17 protein-coding genes and 1 other annotated feature are annotated in these 18419 nt (G+C 52.3%); of the genes, 7 read left to right on the top strand and 10 right to left on the bottom strand.

Annotation, left to right across the window (positions count from 1 at the left end; translation table 11 throughout):
- Positions 1–281 precede the first annotated feature (281 nt).
- Together BEA93_RS12685 and ybaK are read left to right on the top strand one after the other, a co-directional pair.
- Entirely contained in the window at positions 282–1076 is a 795-nt protein-coding gene (locus BEA93_RS12685; RefSeq protein WP_000365166.1) for a TraB/GumN family protein, read from the top strand.
- 202 nt (positions 1077–1278) lie between these two features.
- On the top strand, positions 1279–1758 hold the full coding sequence (ybaK, locus tag BEA93_RS12675) for a Cys-tRNA(Pro)/Cys-tRNA(Cys) deacylase YbaK (protein ID WP_000186624.1): 480 nt from the start codon (positions 1279–1281) through the stop codon (positions 1756–1758).
- Positions 1759–1794: 36 nt separating this feature from the next.
- On the opposite strand, the gene ushA is transcribed toward ybaK, so the two are convergent.
- Positions 1795–3447: a bifunctional UDP-sugar hydrolase/5'-nucleotidase gene (ushA, locus tag BEA93_RS12670; protein WP_105224634.1), complete on the bottom strand. Its 1653-nt coding sequence runs from the start codon at positions 3445–3447 to the stop codon at positions 1795–1797.
- 220 nt (positions 3448–3667) lie between these two features.
- Between ushA and fsr the strand changes: the two genes are divergently transcribed.
- Positions 3668–4888, top strand: coding sequence for a fosmidomycin MFS transporter (fsr, locus tag BEA93_RS12660; RefSeq protein WP_001251628.1), 1221 nt, complete (start codon positions 3668–3670; stop codon positions 4886–4888).
- 238 nt (positions 4889–5126) lie between these two features.
- Entirely contained in the window at positions 5127–6803 is a 1677-nt protein-coding gene (gene ybaL, locus BEA93_RS12655) for a YbaL family putative K(+) efflux transporter (RefSeq protein WP_000546244.1), read from the top strand.
- 117 nt (positions 6804–6920) lie between these two features.
- Here the strand turns inward: ybaL and gsk are convergent, their stop codons facing one another.
- Complete coding sequence (gene gsk / locus BEA93_RS12650; protein ID WP_000671588.1) at positions 6921–8225, bottom strand: inosine/guanosine kinase; 1305 nt, start codon at positions 8223–8225, stop codon at positions 6921–6923.
- 151 nt (positions 8226–8376) lie between these two features.
- Here gsk and aes point away from each other — a divergent pair, with 151 nt between their 5' ends.
- Complete coding sequence (gene aes, locus BEA93_RS12645) at positions 8377–9345, top strand: acetyl esterase (protein ID WP_105224633.1); 969 nt, start codon at positions 8377–8379, stop codon at positions 9343–9345.
- Here the strand turns inward: aes and hemH are convergent.
- The 8 genes from hemH to BEA93_RS12595 all read right to left on the bottom strand — a co-directional run bounded on the left by hemH (position 9320) and on the right by BEA93_RS12595 (position 17440).
- Positions 9320–10282: a ferrochelatase gene (hemH, locus tag BEA93_RS12640; RefSeq protein WP_016248423.1), complete on the bottom strand. Its 963-nt coding sequence runs from the start codon at positions 10280–10282 to the stop codon at positions 9320–9322. The two genes, aes and hemH, sit on opposite strands and share 26 nt — an antisense overlap.
- Before the next feature lie 190 nt (positions 10283–10472).
- A complete protein-coding gene (adk, locus tag BEA93_RS12635) occupies positions 10473–11117 on the bottom strand; it encodes an adenylate kinase (RefSeq protein WP_001313630.1) in 645 nt (214 codons plus the stop codon).
- Positions 11118–11336: 219 nt separating this feature from the next.
- Positions 11337–13211 (bottom strand): molecular chaperone HtpG, encoded by a 1875-nt coding sequence (gene htpG, locus BEA93_RS12625; protein ID WP_000678206.1) that lies wholly within the window; start codon positions 13209–13211, stop codon positions 11337–11339.
- 110 nt (positions 13212–13321) lie between these two features.
- Positions 13322–13927, bottom strand: a complete 606-nt coding sequence (gene recR, locus BEA93_RS12620) for a recombination mediator RecR (RefSeq protein ID WP_001195021.1) — start codon at positions 13925–13927, stop codon at positions 13322–13324.
- Positions 13927–14256: a YbaB/EbfC family nucleoid-associated protein gene (locus BEA93_RS12615; RefSeq protein WP_001515903.1), complete on the bottom strand. Its 330-nt coding sequence runs from the start codon at positions 14254–14256 to the stop codon at positions 13927–13929. Before BEA93_RS12615 ends, recR begins: the two co-directional genes overlap by 1 nt.
- A 52-nt stretch (positions 14257–14308) precedes the next feature.
- Positions 14309–16240, bottom strand: coding sequence for a DNA polymerase III subunit gamma/tau (gene dnaX / locus BEA93_RS12610; RefSeq protein ID WP_105224632.1), 1932 nt, complete (start codon positions 16238–16240; stop codon positions 14309–14311).
- Positions 14912–14976: a sequence feature (DnaX frameshifting element), on the bottom strand. Its footprint overlaps the gene before it by 65 nt.
- 118 nt (positions 16241–16358) lie before the next feature.
- Positions 16359–16910 (bottom strand): adenine phosphoribosyltransferase, encoded by a 552-nt coding sequence (gene apt, locus BEA93_RS12605; protein ID WP_001515901.1) that lies wholly within the window; start codon positions 16908–16910, stop codon positions 16359–16361.
- Positions 16911–17071: 161 nt separating this feature from the next.
- Positions 17072–17440 carry a DUF454 family protein gene (locus tag BEA93_RS12595; protein WP_001188908.1) on the bottom strand — a complete coding sequence of 123 codons (369 nt, stop codon included), beginning with the start codon at positions 17438–17440 and terminating at the stop codon, positions 17072–17074.
- A gap of 69 nt (positions 17441–17509) precedes the next feature.
- Here BEA93_RS12595 and priC point away from each other — a divergent pair, with 69 nt between their 5' ends.
- Positions 17510–18037 (top strand): primosomal replication protein N'', encoded by a 528-nt coding sequence (priC, locus tag BEA93_RS12590; protein ID WP_000858960.1) that lies wholly within the window; start codon positions 17510–17512, stop codon positions 18035–18037.
- Between the two features lie 13 nt (positions 18038–18050).
- Positions 18051–18218, top strand: a complete 168-nt coding sequence (rsmS, locus tag BEA93_RS12585) for a pleiotropic regulatory protein RsmS (protein ID WP_000051145.1) — start codon at positions 18051–18053, stop codon at positions 18216–18218.
- Positions 18219–18419 lie beyond the last annotated feature (201 nt).

Genomic DNA, 18419 nt, shown 5'->3' with positions numbered 1-18419 from the left:
GTTTGTAGGCCTGATAAGACGCGACAGCGTCGCATCAGGCAATAGTGCTCAGGTGCCGGATGCGGCGTGAACGCCTTATCCGGCCTACGGTTCGGGCACAAGTTTGTAGGCCTGATAAGACGCGACAGCGTCGCATCAGGCAATGGTGCTCAGGTGCCGGATGCGGCGTGAACGCCTTATCCGGTTTACTGGACAAAGCACTGTGCACAAGTGCAACAATCAACTCCATTTGCGCCATTCCTCCCCGCGCGCTAGCATGATATTTCACAAAGGGAGGTCGTATGGATCTGTTGTACCGGGTAAAAACACTTTGGGCTGCGCTGCGCGGTAATCATTACACCTGGCCTGCCATCGATATCTCTCTTTCCGGTAATCGTCATTTTCATCTCATTGGCAGTATTCATATGGGTAGCCACGATATGGCTCCCCTGCCCGCCCGGCTGCTCAAAAAACTCAAACAAGCCGATGCGCTTATCGTCGAGGCGGATGTTTCCACCAGCGATACCCCATTTGCCAATCTCCCTTCCTGCGAGGCGCTGGAAGAGCGTATCAGCGAAGAACAGATGCAAAACCTGCAACATATTAGCCAGGAGATGGGCATTTCTCCCTCGCTGTTTTCTACTCAACCGCTGTGGCAAATCGCGATGGTTCTTCAGGCGACACAGGCGCAAAAACTGGGGCTGCGGGCAGAATATGGTATCGATTACCAGTTATTGCAGGTAGCGAAGCAACAACATAAGCCCGTGATTGAACTGGAAGGGGCAGAAAATCAGATTGCCATGTTGCTCCAGCTTCCCGACAACGGACTGGCACTGCTGGACGATACTCTGACCCACTGGCATACCAACGCCCGGTTGTTGCAACAAATGATGAGCTGGTGGCTGAATGCGCCACCGCAAGATAATGAAATAACGCTGCCCAATACATTCAGTCAGTCGCTGTACGATGTGCTGATGCACCAGCGCAATCTTGCCTGGCGGGATAAATTACGCGCTATGCCGCCGGGGCGCTATGTGGTCGCGGTTGGCGCACTGCACTTATATGGAGAAGGGAATTTGCCGCAGATGCTGCGCTAAAAAAATGGCCAATATCGCTATTGGCCCGTCAAAGAGGAATTTCATATTTTTATTATTATGCCGTCACTTTAAGCGACGGTGTAAGTCGATTGTCGCTCAATCTCACCATCCTGCCAATACTCTTAGGCAAGATGACTCTTTTTTTTGGGCCGCCATCAGGCGTATGCTTTCTCCGTTTTTTGTTTGAGGCAGGAAAATTACGATGACACCCGCAGTTAAATTACTCGAAAAAAACAAGATTTCTTTCCAGATTCATACCTACGATCACGATCCGGCTGAAACTAATTTTGGCGATGAAGTGGTCAAAAAATTAGGTTTAAATGCGGATCAGGTCTACAAAACGCTGCTTGTCGCGGTGAACGGCGATATGAAACATCTGGCGGTAGCCGTTACGCCAGTCGCAGGTCAACTGGATCTTAAAAAGGTGGCAAAGGCGCTGGGTGCCAAGAAAGTGGAGATGGCCGATCCGATGGTGGCACAACGCACCACGGGGTATCTGGTTGGGGGAATTAGCCCACTGGGGCAGAAAAAACGTCTGCCGACGATCATCGACGCCCCCGCGCAAGAATTTGCCACCATTTATGTTTCTGGTGGTAAACGCGGGTTAGATATCGAACTGGCAGCAGGCGATCTGGCGAAGATCCTCGATGCGAAATTTGCCGATATTGCTCGCCGCGATTAAGCATTGTGCCGGATGCGCACATCCGGCACTTTCAGATTACTGCCAGCTTACCTCACCTTTCGGCTCATATGCGCTCGCATCCAGCGGCGAGTTTTTCTGGATATAGCCTTTCAGCACTTCAGCATCAATAAAGCCGGTATTCACATAACCCGGTTTGTTATCAAGGCGCGGATAACCATCACCACCGGTGGCATTGAAGTTTAATGTCGCCATGCGGTAAGTTTTCGCCGGATCGACTGCTTCGCCTTTGATTTTCAGGTCGTTCAGTTTGCCGTCTTTCGCCACAAAGCTGACGTTGGCAAATTGCGGATAGGCACCGGAATCCTGCTTCATTTGCGCGACGGCGGTCAGGTAATCAATCACCTCTTTACCCGTCATATCCACATACACCACCACATTGCCGAACGGCTGCACTTTCAGCACGTTTTTGTAGCTGATATTACCAGCCTCAATGGAGTCGCGAACCCCGCCGCCGCTCATCACCGCGAAGTCAGCGCCTGTGCGATCCATTTGTGCCGCCAGAATTAATCGTCCCATATTGGTCTGCACAAAACGGACTTTGCTGCGGTCACCTTCCAGGCGACCATTGGTTTCGCCAATTTTCACTTCCAGTTGCGCTTTGCCTTTGTTCTGGAACGGCGATAACAGCGAGATCATTTGCTGGTTCTCAGCGATTTCCGGGGTGTAAAGCACACGTTCACTTTTCCCGTCTTCCCAGGTCACTTTCTTCTTCAGATTCACCGGAATCAACTGGTAGTTGACCATTTTCATTTCGCCATTGCGGAACTCAAAATCAGCCCGCCCCACGTATTTCCCCCACTCATGCGCCTGCACAATCCAGATGCCGTTTTGTTGATCCGGTTTACAAGGCGTACCAGGAACATAATCGACCTGTTTTTTATTTTCCGCCGCCATACAGACCGGATCTTGCGAGTGACCACCGACGATCATCGCCAGCGATCCGGCAGGCAAGCTGCGCGCCATCTCTACATCGCCCGGAGCATTTGAACCGTGCTCACCATTGTCGTAATGCCCCATATGCGTGGCGGCGATAATAATGTCCGGCTTCTCTGTCTGTTGCAGTTCCTGAATCACCAGCTTCGCTTCGTCGGCAGGTTTACGAAACTCAATGTCAGTGAAATATTCCGGGTTACCAATTTTCGCCGTGTCATCGGTCGTCAGACCAATAACCGCGATTTTCAGATCCTGACGCTTAAACAACGCCCAGGGTTTAAACAGGCGCTCGCCGGTACTTTTTTGATAGATATTGGCGGACAGCAACGGGAACTTAGCCCACTTTTCCTGCTGACGTAATACGGCGAGCGGGTTATCAAATTCATGATTACCGATCGCCATCGCGTCATAACCCACCAGATTCATGCCGCGAAAATCAGGTTCAGCATCCTGTAAGTCGGATTCCGGTACACCGGTGTTAATGTCGCCACCAGAAAGTAACAGCACGCTACCACCTTCAGCAGCGACTTCTTTGCGGATACCATCCACCAGCGTTTTTTGCGCCGCCAGACCATATTCGCCATATTCATTACGCCAGAAATGACCGTGGTGATCGTTGGTATGAAGCACCGTAATTTTGTAGGTTTTATCCTGCTCATAAGCCTGGGCGGTTTCACTCGCCAGTGTAAATGCGGCTAATAATGCTAATGCCACACCCCGCTGCAAAAACTTCATATTTCTCTCTCCCTGACCAGATATCAACGTGTTGAAAATTAGTATGACGCGACATAATAGACAAATCTGTGTGTGGTGATGGTAAATCTACATACAAAAATGGAAATTCTGTATTAAGTATTGAGACTTCCTTAAGACAGCGCATGCAGGTATGTTAGTCAGGTAATAATCACAAATAAGATAATTCTTTACATCGCAACCCTGAAAAAGTGACTTTCCTATGGCAATGAGTGAACAAACCCAGCCTGTGGCGGGCGCGGCTGCGTCAACCACTAAGGCACGCACATCGTTTGGTATTTTAGGCGCAATCAGCCTCTCGCATCTGCTGAACGATATGATCCAATCGCTAATTCTGGCGATTTATCCTCTGCTCCAGTCTGAATTTTCTCTGACATTTATGCAGATTGGCATGATTACCCTGACGTTCCAGCTCGCTTCCTCTCTGCTGCAACCGGTGGTCGGCTACTGGACCGATAAATACCCGATGCCGTGGTCGCTGCCGATTGGCATGTGCTTTACCCTGAGCGGCCTGGTGCTTCTGGCGCTGGCGGACAGTTTTGGTGCGGTTCTGCTGGCGGCGGCGCTGGTCGGTACAGGTTCATCGGTCTTTCACCCGGAATCTTCCCGCGTGGCGCGTATGGCGTCTGGGGGGCGTCATGGCCTGGCACAATCTATCTTCCAGGTAGGCGGTAACTTTGGTAGTTCGTTGGGGCCATTGCTGGCGGCGGTGATCATCGCACCTTACGGCAAAGGCAACGTCGCATGGTTTGTACTGGCGGCACTGCTGGCTATCGTAGTACTGGCGCAAATCAGCCGCTGGTACGCCGCGCAACACCAAATGAGTAAAAGCAAACCGAAAGAAGTGATTGTTAACCCGCTGCCACGCGACAAAGTGGTACTGGCAGTCAGCATCTTGTTAATCCTGATTTTCTCGAAATATTTCTATATGGCGAGCATCAGCAGCTATTACACCTTTTATTTGATGCAAAAGTTCGGTTTATCTATCCAGAATGCCCAACTTCATCTGTTTGCCTTCCTGTTTGCCGTCGCGGCGGGAACCGTCATTGGCGGGCCTGTGGGGGACAGAATTGGTAGAAAATATGTAATTTGGGGTTCTATCCTCGGCGTTGCGCCGTTTACCTTGATTTTACCTTACGCCAGCCTGTACTGGACGGGTATTTTAACGGTGATTATTGGATTTATCCTCGCCTCGGCGTTTTCCGCCATTCTGGTCTACGCCCAGGAGCTACTTCCGGGGCGTATCGGCATGGTTTCTGGACTCTTTTTCGGTTTTGCTTTCGGGATGGGAGGCCTTGGCGCAGCGGTTCTGGGGCTTCTCGCTGACCATACCAGCATCGAGTTAGTTTATAAAATCTGTGCTTTCCTGCCGCTTCTGGGAATGTTGACCATATTCTTACCTGATAATCGGCATAAATCCTGAATTCCCGGCAGCCAAAGGTAAACTTTGGCTGCTTCATTTTGCAGTAGCCATAAGCCTTTCCTCTTCATACACCTCATCACTTTTCCGATCCGTGCTTTTTTTGCGGCTAATTCCATTTTTCTGCAAAATTCAACAATTATTCATAAACATCATCAATGAAATTGTCATAAACTATTACCTGTAATTTTGGTTTTCCCGGCCAAAATATGGACAACTACCACCAGGAAAAGGAGATGGAATGCATCACGCCACCCCGCTTATCACCACAATTGTTGGCGGCCTTGTGCTTGCCTTTATCCTCGGCATGCTGGCCAATAAACTGCGTATTTCTCCTCTGGTGGGATATCTGTTAGCGGGTGTGCTGGCTGGCCCCTTTACCCCAGGTTTTGTTGCTGATACTAAACTGGCACCGGAACTGGCGGAGCTGGGCGTTATTCTGCTGATGTTCGGCGTCGGCCTGCATTTTTCGCTAAAGGATTTAATGGCGGTAAAGTCGATCGCCATTCCCGGCGCGATTGCCCAGATAGCCGTGGCGACGTTGCTGGGCATGGCTCTCTCTGCCGTGATCGGCTGGTCGTTGATGACCGGCATCGTATTCGGCCTGTGCCTTTCCACCGCCAGTACCGTGGTACTGCTACGCGCGCTTGAAGAACGGCAATTGATAGACAGTCAGCGCGGGCAAATCGCCATTGGCTGGCTGATTGTGGAAGATTTGGTGATGGTTCTTACGCTGGTATTGTTGCCGGCGGTAGCGGGGATGATGGAACAAGGCGATGTTGGCTTTGCCACGCTGGCGGTTGATATGGGGATCACCATCGGCAAGGTGGTCGCATTTATCGCCATTATGATGCTGGTGGGTCGCCGTCTGGTGCCGTGGATTATGGCGCGGAGCGCAGCAACCGGTTCGCGTGAATTGTTTACCTTATCGGTGCTGGCGCTGGCATTAGGCATTGCTTTTGGTGCAGTAGAACTGTTTGACGTCTCCTTCGCGCTGGGCGCATTCTTTGCCGGAATGGTGCTTAACGAATCCGAACTTAGTCACCGCGCAGCGCATGATACGCTGCCGTTGCGCGATGCGTTTGCGGTGCTGTTCTTTGTCTCTGTAGGCATGTTGTTTGATCCACTGATCCTGATTCAGCAACCGCTGGCGGTGCTGGCTACGCTGGCGATTATTCTGTTTGGTAAATCAGTGGCAGCGCTTTTCCTGGTTCGTCTGTTTGGTCACTCCCAGCGTACAGCGTTAACCATTGCCGCCAGCCTGGCGCAGATTGGTGAGTTCGCCTTTATCCTGGCAGGTCTGGGGATGGCGCTGAATCTGCTGCCGCAGGCAGGGCAAAACCTGGTGCTGGCAGGCGCGATCCTGTCGATTATGCTCAACCCGGTGCTGTTCGCGCTGCTGGAGAAATATCTGGCGAAGACCGAAACACTGGAAGAGCAGACGCTGGAAGAGGCTATCGAAGAAGAGAAACAGATCCCGGTGGATATTTGCAACCACGCGATACTGGTGGGCTATGGTCGCGTGGGCAGCCTGCTGGGGGAAAAATTGCTCGCGTCTGATATTCCGTTAGTGGTGATTGAAACATCACGAACCCGTGTTGATGAGTTGCGTGAACGCGGGGTTCGCGCAGTATTAGGCAACGCTGCTAACGAAGAGATAATGCACCTGGCGCATCTGAAATGCGCGAAATGGCTGATTCTGACCATTCCCAACGGTTACGAAGCCGGTGAGATTGTGGCCTCTGCTCGCACCCAAAACCCGGATATTGAGATTATCGCCCGTGCCCATTATGACGATGAGGTGGCGTATATCTCCGAACGTGGAGCAAATCAGGTGGTGATGGGTGAACGCGAAATTGCCCGTACTATGCTGGAACTGCTGGAAGCGCCACCGGCTGGTGAGGTGGTTACGGGGTAATATATTGACATCATTGCCGGATGCGATGCTAACGCACCTTATCCGGCCTACGCGTGCCATCTTCCGTAGGTTGGATAAGGCGTTTACGCCGCATCCGACAGTCATCAGTTCGCTGGTTTAACGATCCCAGTAAGACTCTTCCAGACTGTCCTCACGCTCCGGCAGCCCGCGTGTTAAGCGTGGTGAATGCTGGTTCAAAACCTGATAACTGACGCGGTTAGCGTATTTACACACCTGCGCTAACGACGAATAGGTTAACCAGGTGAATTTATGCTTACTGGAATTTGGCACGTTGGTGCGGTGATAACTATTGGCGGTAATGTCATGCAACAACGCTGCCAGCGCCCCATCTCCGGCTCCGTTGGTGTTCATGATTTTTTCCGGCCCGCCCATATATGGTGCAATGTGCGAATAGACACGCAACGGATTCTGGCAATCTTTGTGCCGCATGGCGCGGCTAAACTCATACTGGTTAAATTCGGGTATGGCCCCCGGCAATAGCGGATGCTGGGTTTTGCGTTTCGCTTCGTCTTCAGTAAAGCCCGCCATATATAAACCAATTGGCCCCGCGGTGCACAGCACCAGATCTACCCAGTCCAGTGCCTTATCAGATGCCAGCAGCGGATCGCTCTCTCCGGTCAACGCTTCCGCTTCCTCTTCGTTCATCGCCAGAATAGAAACGTGTTCTTTGAGGAACGCCTGCCACCACTGTGGGTTCTCCGCAATAACAAATTTGGTTCCCAGCGTCAGCACCACCGGCACGTTGTATTTTTTGGCATATTCAATGGCTTTCATGGTCGCTTCCGGCATCGGTTCACCCGGCTTGCAGCGCACCAGATAGGACGTTAATACCAGCGCCGACGCTCCGGCAATGACATCTTCCGGAATACTTTCCGCACGTAGCTGGTTCATATGACCCGGGCTGATAGCAAAGGTACGTTCGCCAGACTCACCAATCAGCGTAAAGCAACGACCAATCGGGCCGTCCACCCCTTGCAGATAGTTAAGATCGGTTCGACTGGAGGTGTTACACAAGTAACGGTAGGCGTAGCTGCCAATTTCAATATTGCTGCACATTACGCCTAGCAGCACCGAACGGTCATCCGCCAGCACGGAGTAATTGTGCATGGTGTTACCAATGGTGCCACCCGCGAACTGATGGGTTATCAGGTTGTTCTGTTTCAGTTCCTGATAAAGTACTTCGGCAACATCATCTTCAATCACTAGTGAATGCCCGGCGCTTAATCCATAACGCTCAATGAACTCATCATCCACTTTCGCTTCAATATCCACCAGCGTCTGGTCGATACCCACCACCCAGGCGGCGCTGGTTTCGTTTTCTGGTTGGATTTGCTGCAACAGCGGATCGCGTGCGTTTACAGGGAAGTAATGTTTGGATTTACGTTTACCGGGAAATTTCATGGTTGTTTTTACGGGTGGTTAACTGAGCGGCGAATGTTAACACAATCATGCCTGAACGCGCGAGACGCAGGCAGTTTCAATATCAGCAGGTGAGATCGCATTTTCATGGCAGTGGTTCCTTACAATGGCGTTATTTGAAAGGAGTTTTTTAATGAAGACGGAAAACAAATTATCCGTGCTGGAACTTATTTCTCCTGAAATGAAGGCCGTTGTTAATACTCTTCAGCCCGATTTACCGCCCTGGCCCGCAGCGGGAACGATTACTGAGCAACGGCAGCATTACACACTTGAGCGTCGATTCTGGAATGCTGACGCTCCAGAAATGGCAACCAGAGCTTACGCAGTCCCTACGCCTTATGGCCAGGTGGAAACACGGCTCTACTCGCCGGACGCAGACAGCACCGCGACGCTGTTTTATCTGCATGGCGGCGGTTTTATTCTCGGCAATCTCGATACCCACGATCGCATTATGCGGCTGCTGGCGAACTACACTCAGTGTACGGTGGTTGGTATCAATTACACCCTTTCACCAGAAGCGCGTTTTCCGCAAGCAATAGAGGAAATCGTGGCGTCCTGTTGTCACTTCCACCGACAGGCAAGCGATTATCAAATCAATATGTCACGCATAGGCTTTGCCGGTGATTCCGCGGGCGCGATGCTGGCGCTCGCCAGTGCTTTATGGCTACGAGATAAGCAGATTGATTGCGGTAACGTTGTTGGGGTTTTGCTGTGGTATGGGCTTTACGGATTACGAGATTCCGTAACTCGCCGCCTGTTGGGCGGTGACTGGGATGGTTTAACGCAACAGGATTTGCTGATGTATGAAGAGGCCTATTTAGGTAACAAAGCAGACCGCGAGTCGCCATATTACTGCCTGTTTAATAATGATCTCACTCGCGATATGCCGCCCTGCTTTATCGCGGGCGCAGAGTTTGATCCGCTGCTGGATGACAGTCGCCTGCTTTACCAGACGTTAGCGGCACACCAGCAACCTTGTGAGTTCAAACTCTACTCCGGTACGCTACACGCCTTTTTGCATTATTCACGGATGATGAAAACCGCCGACGATGCTCTACGCGACGGCGCTCGATTCTTTAGCAATAGGTTGCAACCAGATTAGCCATCATTTCGATATGTTCCGGTGTAGCATTAAGCGCCGGAATATATTCATATTTTTTACCGCCCGCACCGAGGAAGACTTCACGGTTTTGCTCAGCAATCTCTTCCAGCGTCTCCAGACAATCCGCAGCAAAGCCCGGACACATCACCTGAATATGACCTACACCTTTTTCTCCGAGCATTTTCAGCGTTTCATCGGTATAAGGCATTAGCCAGGGTTCGCGACCAAAGCGTGACTGAAAGGTCATCATCACTTTTTCCGGTGCCATTCCCAGTGCTGAAGCCAGTTCACGGGTCGTTGTCCGGCAACGTTGCGGGTAGTCATCGCCTTCATCCGCATAACGCTGCGGAATGCCGTGATAGGAGAGCAATAGCAGATCCGGCTCGCCATGTTGCGCGAATGATGCACGAACGCTATTCGCTAAAGCATTAATATAAGAGGGGTCGTCGGCATAATCGCGAATAAACGAAATGCCCGGAATACTGCGTTTACGCGCCAGAATGCGCGCCAGTTCATCCCATACCGCGCCGACCGTAGAACAGGAGTATTGCGGGTAGAGCGGCAGCACCACGATATGATCGACATGCTCCGCCAGCAGTTCATCCACCGCGCTTTCCAGTGATGGCGAACCATAGCTCATTCCCAGTGCCACCGGTATTTCCGGTAAGCGTTGTGCCAGCGCCTGCTGTTGCTGACGGCTGTAAACCATTAGCGGCGAACCACCTTCCATCCAGACAGAAGCGTACAGTTTCGCCACGCGCGGCGAACGCAGCGGTAATATCACGCCGCGCAACAATGGCCACCACAACAGCCGTGAGGTATCAACTACGCGTTTGTCGCTTAAAAATTGTTTCAGGTAACGTTTTACCGCTTCAGGAGTGGGGGCATCGGGTGTCCCCAGGTTTGCCAGCAGGATACCGGTTTTTGTCTGACGCATTACCGCCTCTTATCGATTCAACTTGTTGATAATTGTAGCGGAAAAGTGAGGAATAAGAACTAATTGCTGTGAGAGGTATTGCCTGAGGAGGATAAGCAGACCTGCCCGAAAGTAGATCTGCTGACATGTACCATGCCTGATGCGGCGTGAACGCCTTATCAGGCAGAGTGCAAATCAATGGTGACTTAGATTAGCCGAGGATTTTTTCCAGAGCCGCGCGAACTTCAGCAACCGGTTTGGTGCCGTCAACTTTCGCGTATTTGGTGTTGCCCGCTTCTGCTTCTTTGGAGTAGTAGCCGATCAGCGGTGCAGTCATCTGATGGTATTCAACCAGACGTTTACGCACGGTTTCTTCCTGATCGTCTTTACGGGTGGTCAGCTCTTCACCGGTAACGTCGTCTTTGCCTTCTACTTTCGGCGGATTGAATTTAACGTGATAAACACGGCCAGACGGCGCGTGAACGCGGCGACCTACGATACGATCAACGATCAGTTCGTCCGGTACGTCAAATTCCAGAACGTAATCAACATTGATACCCGCTTCTTTCATCGCATCTGCCTGCGGAATGGTACGCGGGAAGCCGTCCAACAGGAAACCGTTACGGCAGTCTTCCTGAGCAATGCGCTCTTTAACCAGCGCGATCACCAGTTCGTCGGTGACCAGTTTGCCAGCGTCCATAATGTCTTTTGCTTGTTTACCCAGCTCGGAGCCAGATTTGACCGCGGCACGCAGCATATCGCCAGTGGAGATTTGCGGAATACCATATTTCTCCATGATGAACTGAGCCTGAGTCCCTTTCCCCGCGCCCGGAGCGCCAAGCAGAATGATACGCATTGCGAAAATCCCCTTAAAATGTGTCGAATTTTTTGAAAAAGCGATAAACGATACCACCAACAGGCGATTGCCTCAAGAAAGGCACCTTGGGCTGAAACGGTTAAGGGGGGGATAATTTAAGGAAAGGTGATAAAAAATGCCGGATGACGTTAAGGTCATCCGGCATCGTATTCAACGTTCAGGCCGGAGAAACGCAATCGCGTTACATCCGGTATTACATCAGGAAACCAGAAGCTGGTTCATACGACGAATAAACAGGTTCGGATCTTCCAGCGTACCACGTTCTGCCAGCAGCGCCTGATCCAGCAGCAGTTCTACCCATTCGCTGAACTTCGCGTCATCTTCAGTATCTGCCGCACGTTTCACCAGCACGTGATCCGGGTTCAGTTCGAAGATATATTTCACCTCCGGCACTTTCTGACCCGCCGCGGCGAACAGTTTCGCCATCTGGGTGCTCATTTCGTCGGCGTCGGTCGAAACGATCGCTGGCGTATCGGTCAGACGGTGAGTCAGACGCACATCTTTCACACGATCGCCCAGCAGTGCTTTCACACGATCGATAAACGGCGTCAGCGCTTTTTCTGCTTCTTTCGTGCTTTCATCGACTTCGTCAGCCAATTTTTCCAGCGACTCATCAACTTTAGACACAGACTGGAACGGTTTACCGTCGAACTCAGTCAGATAGTTCATCATCCACTCATCGATGCGGTCGGAAAGCAGCAGGACTTCGATGCCTTTCTTACGCAGCAATTCCAGATGCGGGCTGCTTTTCGCTGCCGCATAGCTGTCTGCGGTGATGTAGTAGATTTTCTCCTGCCCTTCTTTCATGCGGGAAACATAGTCTTCCAGAGACACGGTCTGCGCAGAAGAGTCGGTATGGGTAGAAGCAAAACGCAGCAGTTTGGCAATCGCTTCCTGGTTGGCGAAATCTTCTGCCGGACCTTCTTTCAGCACCAGGCCAAACTGCTGCCAGAAGGTCTGGTATTTTTCCGCATCGTCTTTCGCCAGTTTTTCCAGCATTTGCAGAACGCGTTTGGTCAGCGCATTGCGCAGGTTACGCGTTACCGTGCTGTCCTGAAGGATTTCACGGGAAACGTTCAGCGGCAGATCGCTGGAGTCAATCAGACCACGCACGAAGCGCAGATAGTTCGGCATAAACTGTTCTGCGTCGTCCATGATGAACACGCGTTGTACGTACAGTTTCAGACCATGTTTGTGATCGCGGTTCCACATATCCCACGGTGCCTGCGACGGGATGTACAGCAGGCTGGTGTACTCCTGCTTACCTTCGACGCGGTTGTGGCTCCAGGTCAGCGGATCGTTAAAGTCGTGGGCGATATGTTTGTAGAACTCTTTGTACTCTTCGTCAGTGATTTCCGACTTGTTACGCGTCCACAGCGCCTGCGCTTTGTTGATTTTCTCCCAGGAAATAACGGTTTCGCCGTCTTTCTCTTCGCGTTTTTCGATCTCTACCGGCAGCGCGATATGGTCAGAGTATTTGCTGATAATGGAGCGTACGCGCCAGTCATCAAGGAACTCATCTTCACCTTCACGCAGATGCAGGGTGATTTCAGTACCGCGATCTTCTTTGGTGATGTCGGCAACGGTGTATTCACCTTCGCCCGCAGATTCCCAGAACACGCCGTTTTCTGGTTTTTCGCCTGCCGCACGGGTGCGCACGGTCACTTTATCGGCAACGATAAACGCAGAGTAGAAACCAACACCAAACTGGCCGATCAACTGGCTATCTTTTGCCTGGTCGGAACCCAGCGATTCGAGGAATGATTTGGTGCCGGATTTAGCGATAGTACCCAGATGATCGATCACTTCATCACGGGTCATCCCCACGCCGTTATCAGAGATGGTCAGCGTGCGCTTGTCTTTATCGAAAGAGACACGAACGCGCAGTTCGCCATCACCTTCGTACAGATCCGGATTAGAGAGCGCACGGAAACGCAACTTGTCCGCCGCATCGGAGGCGTTAGAGATAAGCTCACGCAGGAAAATTTCTTTATTGGAATAGAGAGAATGGATCATCAGATGCAGAAGCTGCTTCACTTCTGACTGAAAACCACGAGTTTCTTGTCCTTTCATGTAGGTCTACCTCAATAATGCCATTTTTAAGGTTAAAAACGGGATGAGGGAGAGATGGGGACAAGGGGGAATAATTTCAAGCGAGAGCAGGTGATCCTGCTCTCGTTTGCTTAAAAACGAATCTTATGGCGTCCGGCAAGGGAGTGTGACAGCGTGGTGCCATCAACCATTTCCAGTTCGCCGCCAACCGGTACGCCATGCGCAATTCGACTGGCTTCAACGTCATATTGCGCGCAAAGCTCGGCAATATAGTTAGCAGTAGCTTCACCTTCGACCGTCGGGTTAGTTGCGAGGATCACTTCAGTGATTTTTTCCTCTGCCAGACGCTGTTCCAGGCGATCGAGACCGATATCATCCGGGCCAATGCCATCCAGCGGTGACAAGTGCCCCATCAACACAAAATAGCGGCCTGAAAACTGCCCGGTCTGTTCAATGGCGTAGATGTCCGCCGGACTCTCCACCACGCAGATTTGGCCATTTTCCTGACGACGCGGATTTGAACAGATGTTACACACGTCCTGTTCGGTAAAGGTGCGACAATCGGCGCAGTGACCGATTTCCGACATCGCCCGGGTGAGCGCCTGCGCCAGACGCATCCCGCCGCTACGATCGCGCTGAAGCAGCGTGAACGCCATACGCTGCGCCGACTTCGGGCCAACGCCCGGCAGACAGCGCAGTGCTTCCATAAGCTGTGTTAACAGCGGGCTGGTTTGCATCAGAACGGCATCTTAAAGCCAGGTGGCAACTGCATTCCGGAGGAAACAGAGGCCATTTTTTCTTTCTGAGTTTCTTCGATGCGACGTGCTGCGTCGTTGAATGCCGCAGCTACCAGATCTTCCAACATCTCTTTGTCATCTTCCAGCAAGCTTGGATCGATCTCAACACGACGGCAGTTGTGCGCGCCGTTGATGGTCACTTTCACCAGACCTGCGCCGGATTCACCGGTCACTTCCAGCTTCGCGATTTCTTCCTGCATCTGCTGCATTTTTTCTTGCATCTGCTGGGCCTGCTTCATCAGGTTGCCCAGACCGCCTTTACCAAACATAGGTTTCTCTCTCAATCACGTTAAGGATGACGATCATAAGCTGTGCTTACGATCAAATGGGGCGGATACTTTCTTCATCCAGCTCCGCATCGAAGAATCGACGCAGGGTCTGAATATTATTATCCGCAATAATGGACTCGCGCGCCTGCGCAAGTTTTTCTTCGTATATCGCCTGACGCCACTCCAGCGGCGTGCGCACCGCGGGATTATCATCTTCAACGATAGTCAGTTCAACCGTTGAGCCCTTTAATGTGCTCAACGCTTCAGCCAGTTTTTGCTGTGCACCGTTGTTATTCAGATGCCGCTGGGAGGAACGCAAATGCAGACATACCGCGTTGCCGTTCTCCTCTTTCCAGGCATTTAATGCCACCTGTTCGACCAGTTTTGGTAGCGAAAGTTGGCTCACCTGAGCGGCCCACGGATCGCGTTCAATGGCTTCTGCCGCCAGCTTTGCCGCCAGTTCCGGCGTTTTTTCATGCTCCAGCGCCTTTTTCAGCGCCTTCGGTGTGGCGACCACTTCTTTTTGCTGCATCACCGGGGTGGTAGCCTTCCAGCGATACGCTTCTTTTTTGACTGGCGCTTTTTCCAGCGCCGATGGCACCGGACGCGCCTGAACGCGATCGGTGACCGAAGCCAGTCTTTCCAGCGCCGCGTTATTCACCGGCCGCGCGCGGGTAGCGGCTGCCGGTTCACTCTTTTTTGCTTTGGTCGCTCCCTGTGCGCGCTGCAGTTGCTGACGCGCCGCCAGCACCTGGCTGGTGGTTTCTGAGAGCGGTACGGTCGGTGCCTGCTGCGGCGCTGATTGCGGCTGCGGCGGCACTTGCGATGGCGTCATTACCGCCGTTGGCGCGACGGGCGCAAAGGACTGGCGCGGCGCTTCCGGTTCGGGTAGCGGCATACGCGGATGGAATGCCAGCGCGCGCAGCAACGTCATCTCAACGCCCATGCGGCGGTCCGGCGCATACGGTAATTCTTTGCGACCAATCAACAGCGTCTGATAGTAAAGCTGAATATCCGTCGGCGGTATGGTGCGCGCCAGTTCACGCATCCGCAGTTCGATGGCCGCCATGTCGTTACCCAGCGCGGCAGGCGAAAGCTGGACCATCGCAATGCGGTGCAGCAGGCCGAGCATTTCCACCAGCAACGCTTCCCACTCGATACCACGGGCTGCGGCATCGTTAATCAGCGTCATTACACGCTCGCCGTTGGCCCCAACCATCGCTTCAACCAACGACAGCGCCTGATCGTCGTCAAGCGTACCCAGCATCGCACTGACCGCCTGGGTTGAAACCTGACCGTCACCGCTGGCAATCGCCTGGTCGGTCAGACTTAAGGCATCTCGCAAGCTGCCTTCAGCGGCGCGCGCCAGCAATTGCAACGCCCGCGGCTCGTAAGCGATATGTTCTTCGTTGAGGATGTGCTCAAGCTGATGGCGAATTTGCTCGACATCCAGCGCCTTGAGATGAAATTGCAGACAGCGTGACAAAATCGTCACCGGCAATTTCTGCGGATCGGTCGTTGCCAGCAGGAACTTGACGTGCTCCGGTGGCTCTTCAAGGGTTTTTAGCAGTGCGTTAAAGCTGTGGCGCGACAGCATATGCACTTCGTCGATCAGATAAACTTTAAAACGACCACGCGCTGGCGCGTACTGGACGTTATCCAGCAGGTCGCGGGTATCTTCGACTTTGGTGCGCGAGGCGGCGTCGATCTCAATCAGATCGACAAAGCGCCCCTGCTCGATTTCACGGCAGTTATCGCATACGCCGCACGGCGTTGCGGTAATGCCGGTTTCGCAGTTTAGCCCCTTCGCCAGCAGTCGGGCGATAGAGGTTTTTCCGACGCCACGGGTGCCGGAAAAAAGATAAGCATGATGAATACGCCCTAACGACAAGCCGTTCGCCAGTGCGGTCAGCACATGTTCCTGGCCGACGACGTCAGCAAAGGTTTGTGGGCGCCATTTTCGGGCTAAGACCTGATAACTCATTGGCAGGCTCTGAAACGCTGGAAGGTGGATTCACGAAGGGGTAATGCTAACACAGCCCCGTCAGAACGGCGAGGCTGAATGTACATCTTGTACTGCCCACGACGCGGGCTGGCAAAAATTAGTGGCCCGGGAACGGGACAAGGCTATAACAGGTGATGCCTTGATTTTCGAGACGCTGTTCACCGCCGAGATCGAACAGATTAATGATGAACGCAGCGTCGGTGACTTCGCCACCCAGACGACGGATCAGCTTCACGGTCGCCTCAATGGTGCCGCCAGTTGCCAGCAAATCGTCTACGACCAACACTTTGTCGCCTGGTTTAATGGCATCAACATGGATTTCCAGTTTATCGGTGCCATATTCCAGTTCGTAAGTTTCACTGATGGTTTCGCGCGGCAATTTGCCCGGTTTACGTACCGGTACAAAACCTACGCCCAGGCCCAATGCTACCGGAGCACCAAACAAGAAGCCACGTGCTTCGGTGCCCACAACTTTGGTAATACCCGCATTTTTGTAACGCTCAACCAGCAGGTCGATGCTGAGAGCGTAAGCTTTCGGGTCTTCCAGTAAGCTGGTGACATCACGGAACAGAATGCCGGGTTTTGGGTAGTCCTGAATGCTTTTGATGCTATTTTTGAGATACTCAAGCTGCTGTGCAGTCGCGGTCATAAGTGTATGCCTGCTTGTTACGGTGGTACTCACGGCGCGTTTTAAACGTATCAAAAGTAACTTTTGTTTAACCTTTGACCGCCTGCGCCTGTGCTCGAAAACGCCAGAATGTACTGGCTGTGGGCGATAATTGCAACAGCGATTGTTGTGCTTCGCCGTTTTTATTGCTTTTCATCAATCACCGGGATTCGCCACATAAAAATCAACAAACAACCGAGGATGATCAATAGCAGGATGCGTACCCACATCATATGTACAAACCACAACGAAATCGCAAAGGTTACGAGGATCAGTAAAATCGCTCTGGGCTTTGCACCGCGTGGCATTGCATGATATTTCTGCCAGAAGCGTAAATAGCTACCAAACCATGAGCGGTACAGCAACCAGGCGTGAAAGCGCGGGGAAGAACGAGCAAAACACCAGGCAGCCAGCAGGATAAACGGCGTCGTCGGTAATACCGGTAATACCACGCCCAGCGTACCCAGCACTACCGCCAGCCAGCCAATGATGATTAAAATGATTCGTTGCATATTAAGTGTTGTCAGCTTACAGAGTGGCTACTTTAGCATAACAATTATCATTTTCATTGAGGTCTTATCGTGAAAACTACCCTGCTGCTGGAAAAACTGGAAGGTCAGCTCGCCATGCTGCGCCAGCGTTGTGCCCCGGTGGCGCAGTTTGGCACGCTAAGCGCCCGTTTCGACCGGCATCTTTTTCAGACTCGCGCGACGACGTTACAGGCGTGTCTGGCTGAGGCTGGGGACAACCTGACCGCGCTTCATCACGCGGTCGAACGGCAACAACTGCCACAAGTGGCCTGGCTGGCGGAACATCTGGCAGCTCAACTGGAAGCAATTGCCCGTGAAGCGGCGTCCTGGTCGCTGCGCGAATGGGACAGCGCGCCGCCGAAAATCGCCCGCTGGCAGCGTAAACGCATTCAGCATCAGGAGTTTGAGCGGCGGCTACGTGAGATGGTTGCCGAGCGTAAAGCACGTCTGGCACAGGCGACCGATTTAGTCGAGCAGCAGACGCTGCATCGTGAGGTTGAAGCCTATGAAGCACGCCTGGTTCGGTGCCGCCATGCGCTGGAAAAAATCGAAAACAGGTTAGCGCGTTTAACTCGCTAACAATGGAGAAAATATGTCACTGGAAAATGCCCCTGACGATGTGAAACTGGCCGTCGATTTGATTGTGCTGTTGGAAGAAAATCAGATCCCAGCCCGCACCGTGCTGCGCGCACTGGATATTGTAAAACGCGATTATGAAAAGAAATTAACGCACGATGATGAGGCGAAAAGTGATAAATAAATGGAGCCACTAAATGTCCCCGCAGATTGCTGGTAAACGCAAAACTGCCTGATGCGCTACGCTTATCAGGCCTACACCGCTCCTGCAATATAATGAATTTTCGCGGTTTTGTAGGCCGGATAAGGCGGTCACTCCGCATCCGGCATGAACAACGCGCACTTTGTCAGTAATCTCGGGGCAACTCAATGCTGCCCCTTTTGT

The sequence above is a fragment of the Escherichia sp. MOD1-EC5950 genome (assembly GCF_002965345.1).
GTDB lineage: Bacteria > Pseudomonadota > Gammaproteobacteria > Enterobacterales > Enterobacteriaceae > Escherichia > Escherichia marmotae.
Note: the sequence above shows the minus strand (reverse complement) of the source record. Positions and strands in the feature narration are given on the sequence as shown.

Bases quoted from the DNA above. Each gene is read 5' to 3' on its own strand.
- BEA93_RS12595 (WP_001188908.1), bottom strand. From the start codon at position 17,440: ATGCAACGAATCATTTTAATCATCATTGGCTGGCTGGCGGTAGTGCTG.
- adk (WP_001313630.1), bottom strand. From the start codon at position 11,117: ATGCGTATCATTCTGCTTGGCGCTCCGGGCGCGGGGAAAGGGACTCAG.
- aes (WP_105224633.1), top strand. From the start codon at position 8,377: ATGAAGACGGAAAACAAATTATCCGTGCTGGAACTTATTTCTCCTGAA.
- ybaL (WP_000546244.1), top strand. From the start codon at position 5,127: ATGCATCACGCCACCCCGCTTATCACCACAATTGTTGGCGGCCTTGTG.
- BEA93_RS12615 (WP_001515903.1), bottom strand. From the start codon at position 14,256: ATGTTTGGTAAAGGCGGTCTGGGCAACCTGATGAAGCAGGCCCAGCAG.
- rsmS (WP_000051145.1), top strand. From the start codon at position 18,051: ATGTCACTGGAAAATGCCCCTGACGATGTGAAACTGGCCGTCGATTTG.
- BEA93_RS12685 (WP_000365166.1), top strand. From the start codon at position 282: ATGGATCTGTTGTACCGGGTAAAAACACTTTGGGCTGCGCTGCGCGGT.
- recR (WP_001195021.1), bottom strand. From the start codon at position 13,927: ATGCAAACCAGCCCGCTGTTAACACAGCTTATGGAAGCACTGCGCTGT.
- dnaX (WP_105224632.1), bottom strand. From the start codon at position 16,240: ATGAGTTATCAGGTCTTAGCCCGAAAATGGCGCCCACAAACCTTTGCT.
- ybaK (WP_000186624.1), top strand. From the start codon at position 1,279: ATGACACCCGCAGTTAAATTACTCGAAAAAAACAAGATTTCTTTCCAG.
- hemH (WP_016248423.1), bottom strand. From the start codon at position 10,282: ATGCGTCAGACAAAAACCGGTATCCTGCTGGCAAACCTGGGGACACCC.
- gsk (WP_000671588.1), bottom strand. From the start codon at position 8,225: ATGAAATTTCCCGGTAAACGTAAATCCAAACATTACTTCCCTGTAAAC.
- ushA (WP_105224634.1), bottom strand. From the start codon at position 3,447: ATGAAGTTTTTGCAGCGGGGTGTGGCATTAGCATTATTAGCCGCATTT.
- fsr (WP_001251628.1), top strand. From the start codon at position 3,668: ATGGCAATGAGTGAACAAACCCAGCCTGTGGCGGGCGCGGCTGCGTCA.
- htpG (WP_000678206.1), bottom strand. From the start codon at position 13,211: ATGAAAGGACAAGAAACTCGTGGTTTTCAGTCAGAAGTGAAGCAGCTT.
- apt (WP_001515901.1), bottom strand. From the start codon at position 16,910: ATGACCGCGACTGCACAGCAGCTTGAGTATCTCAAAAATAGCATCAAA.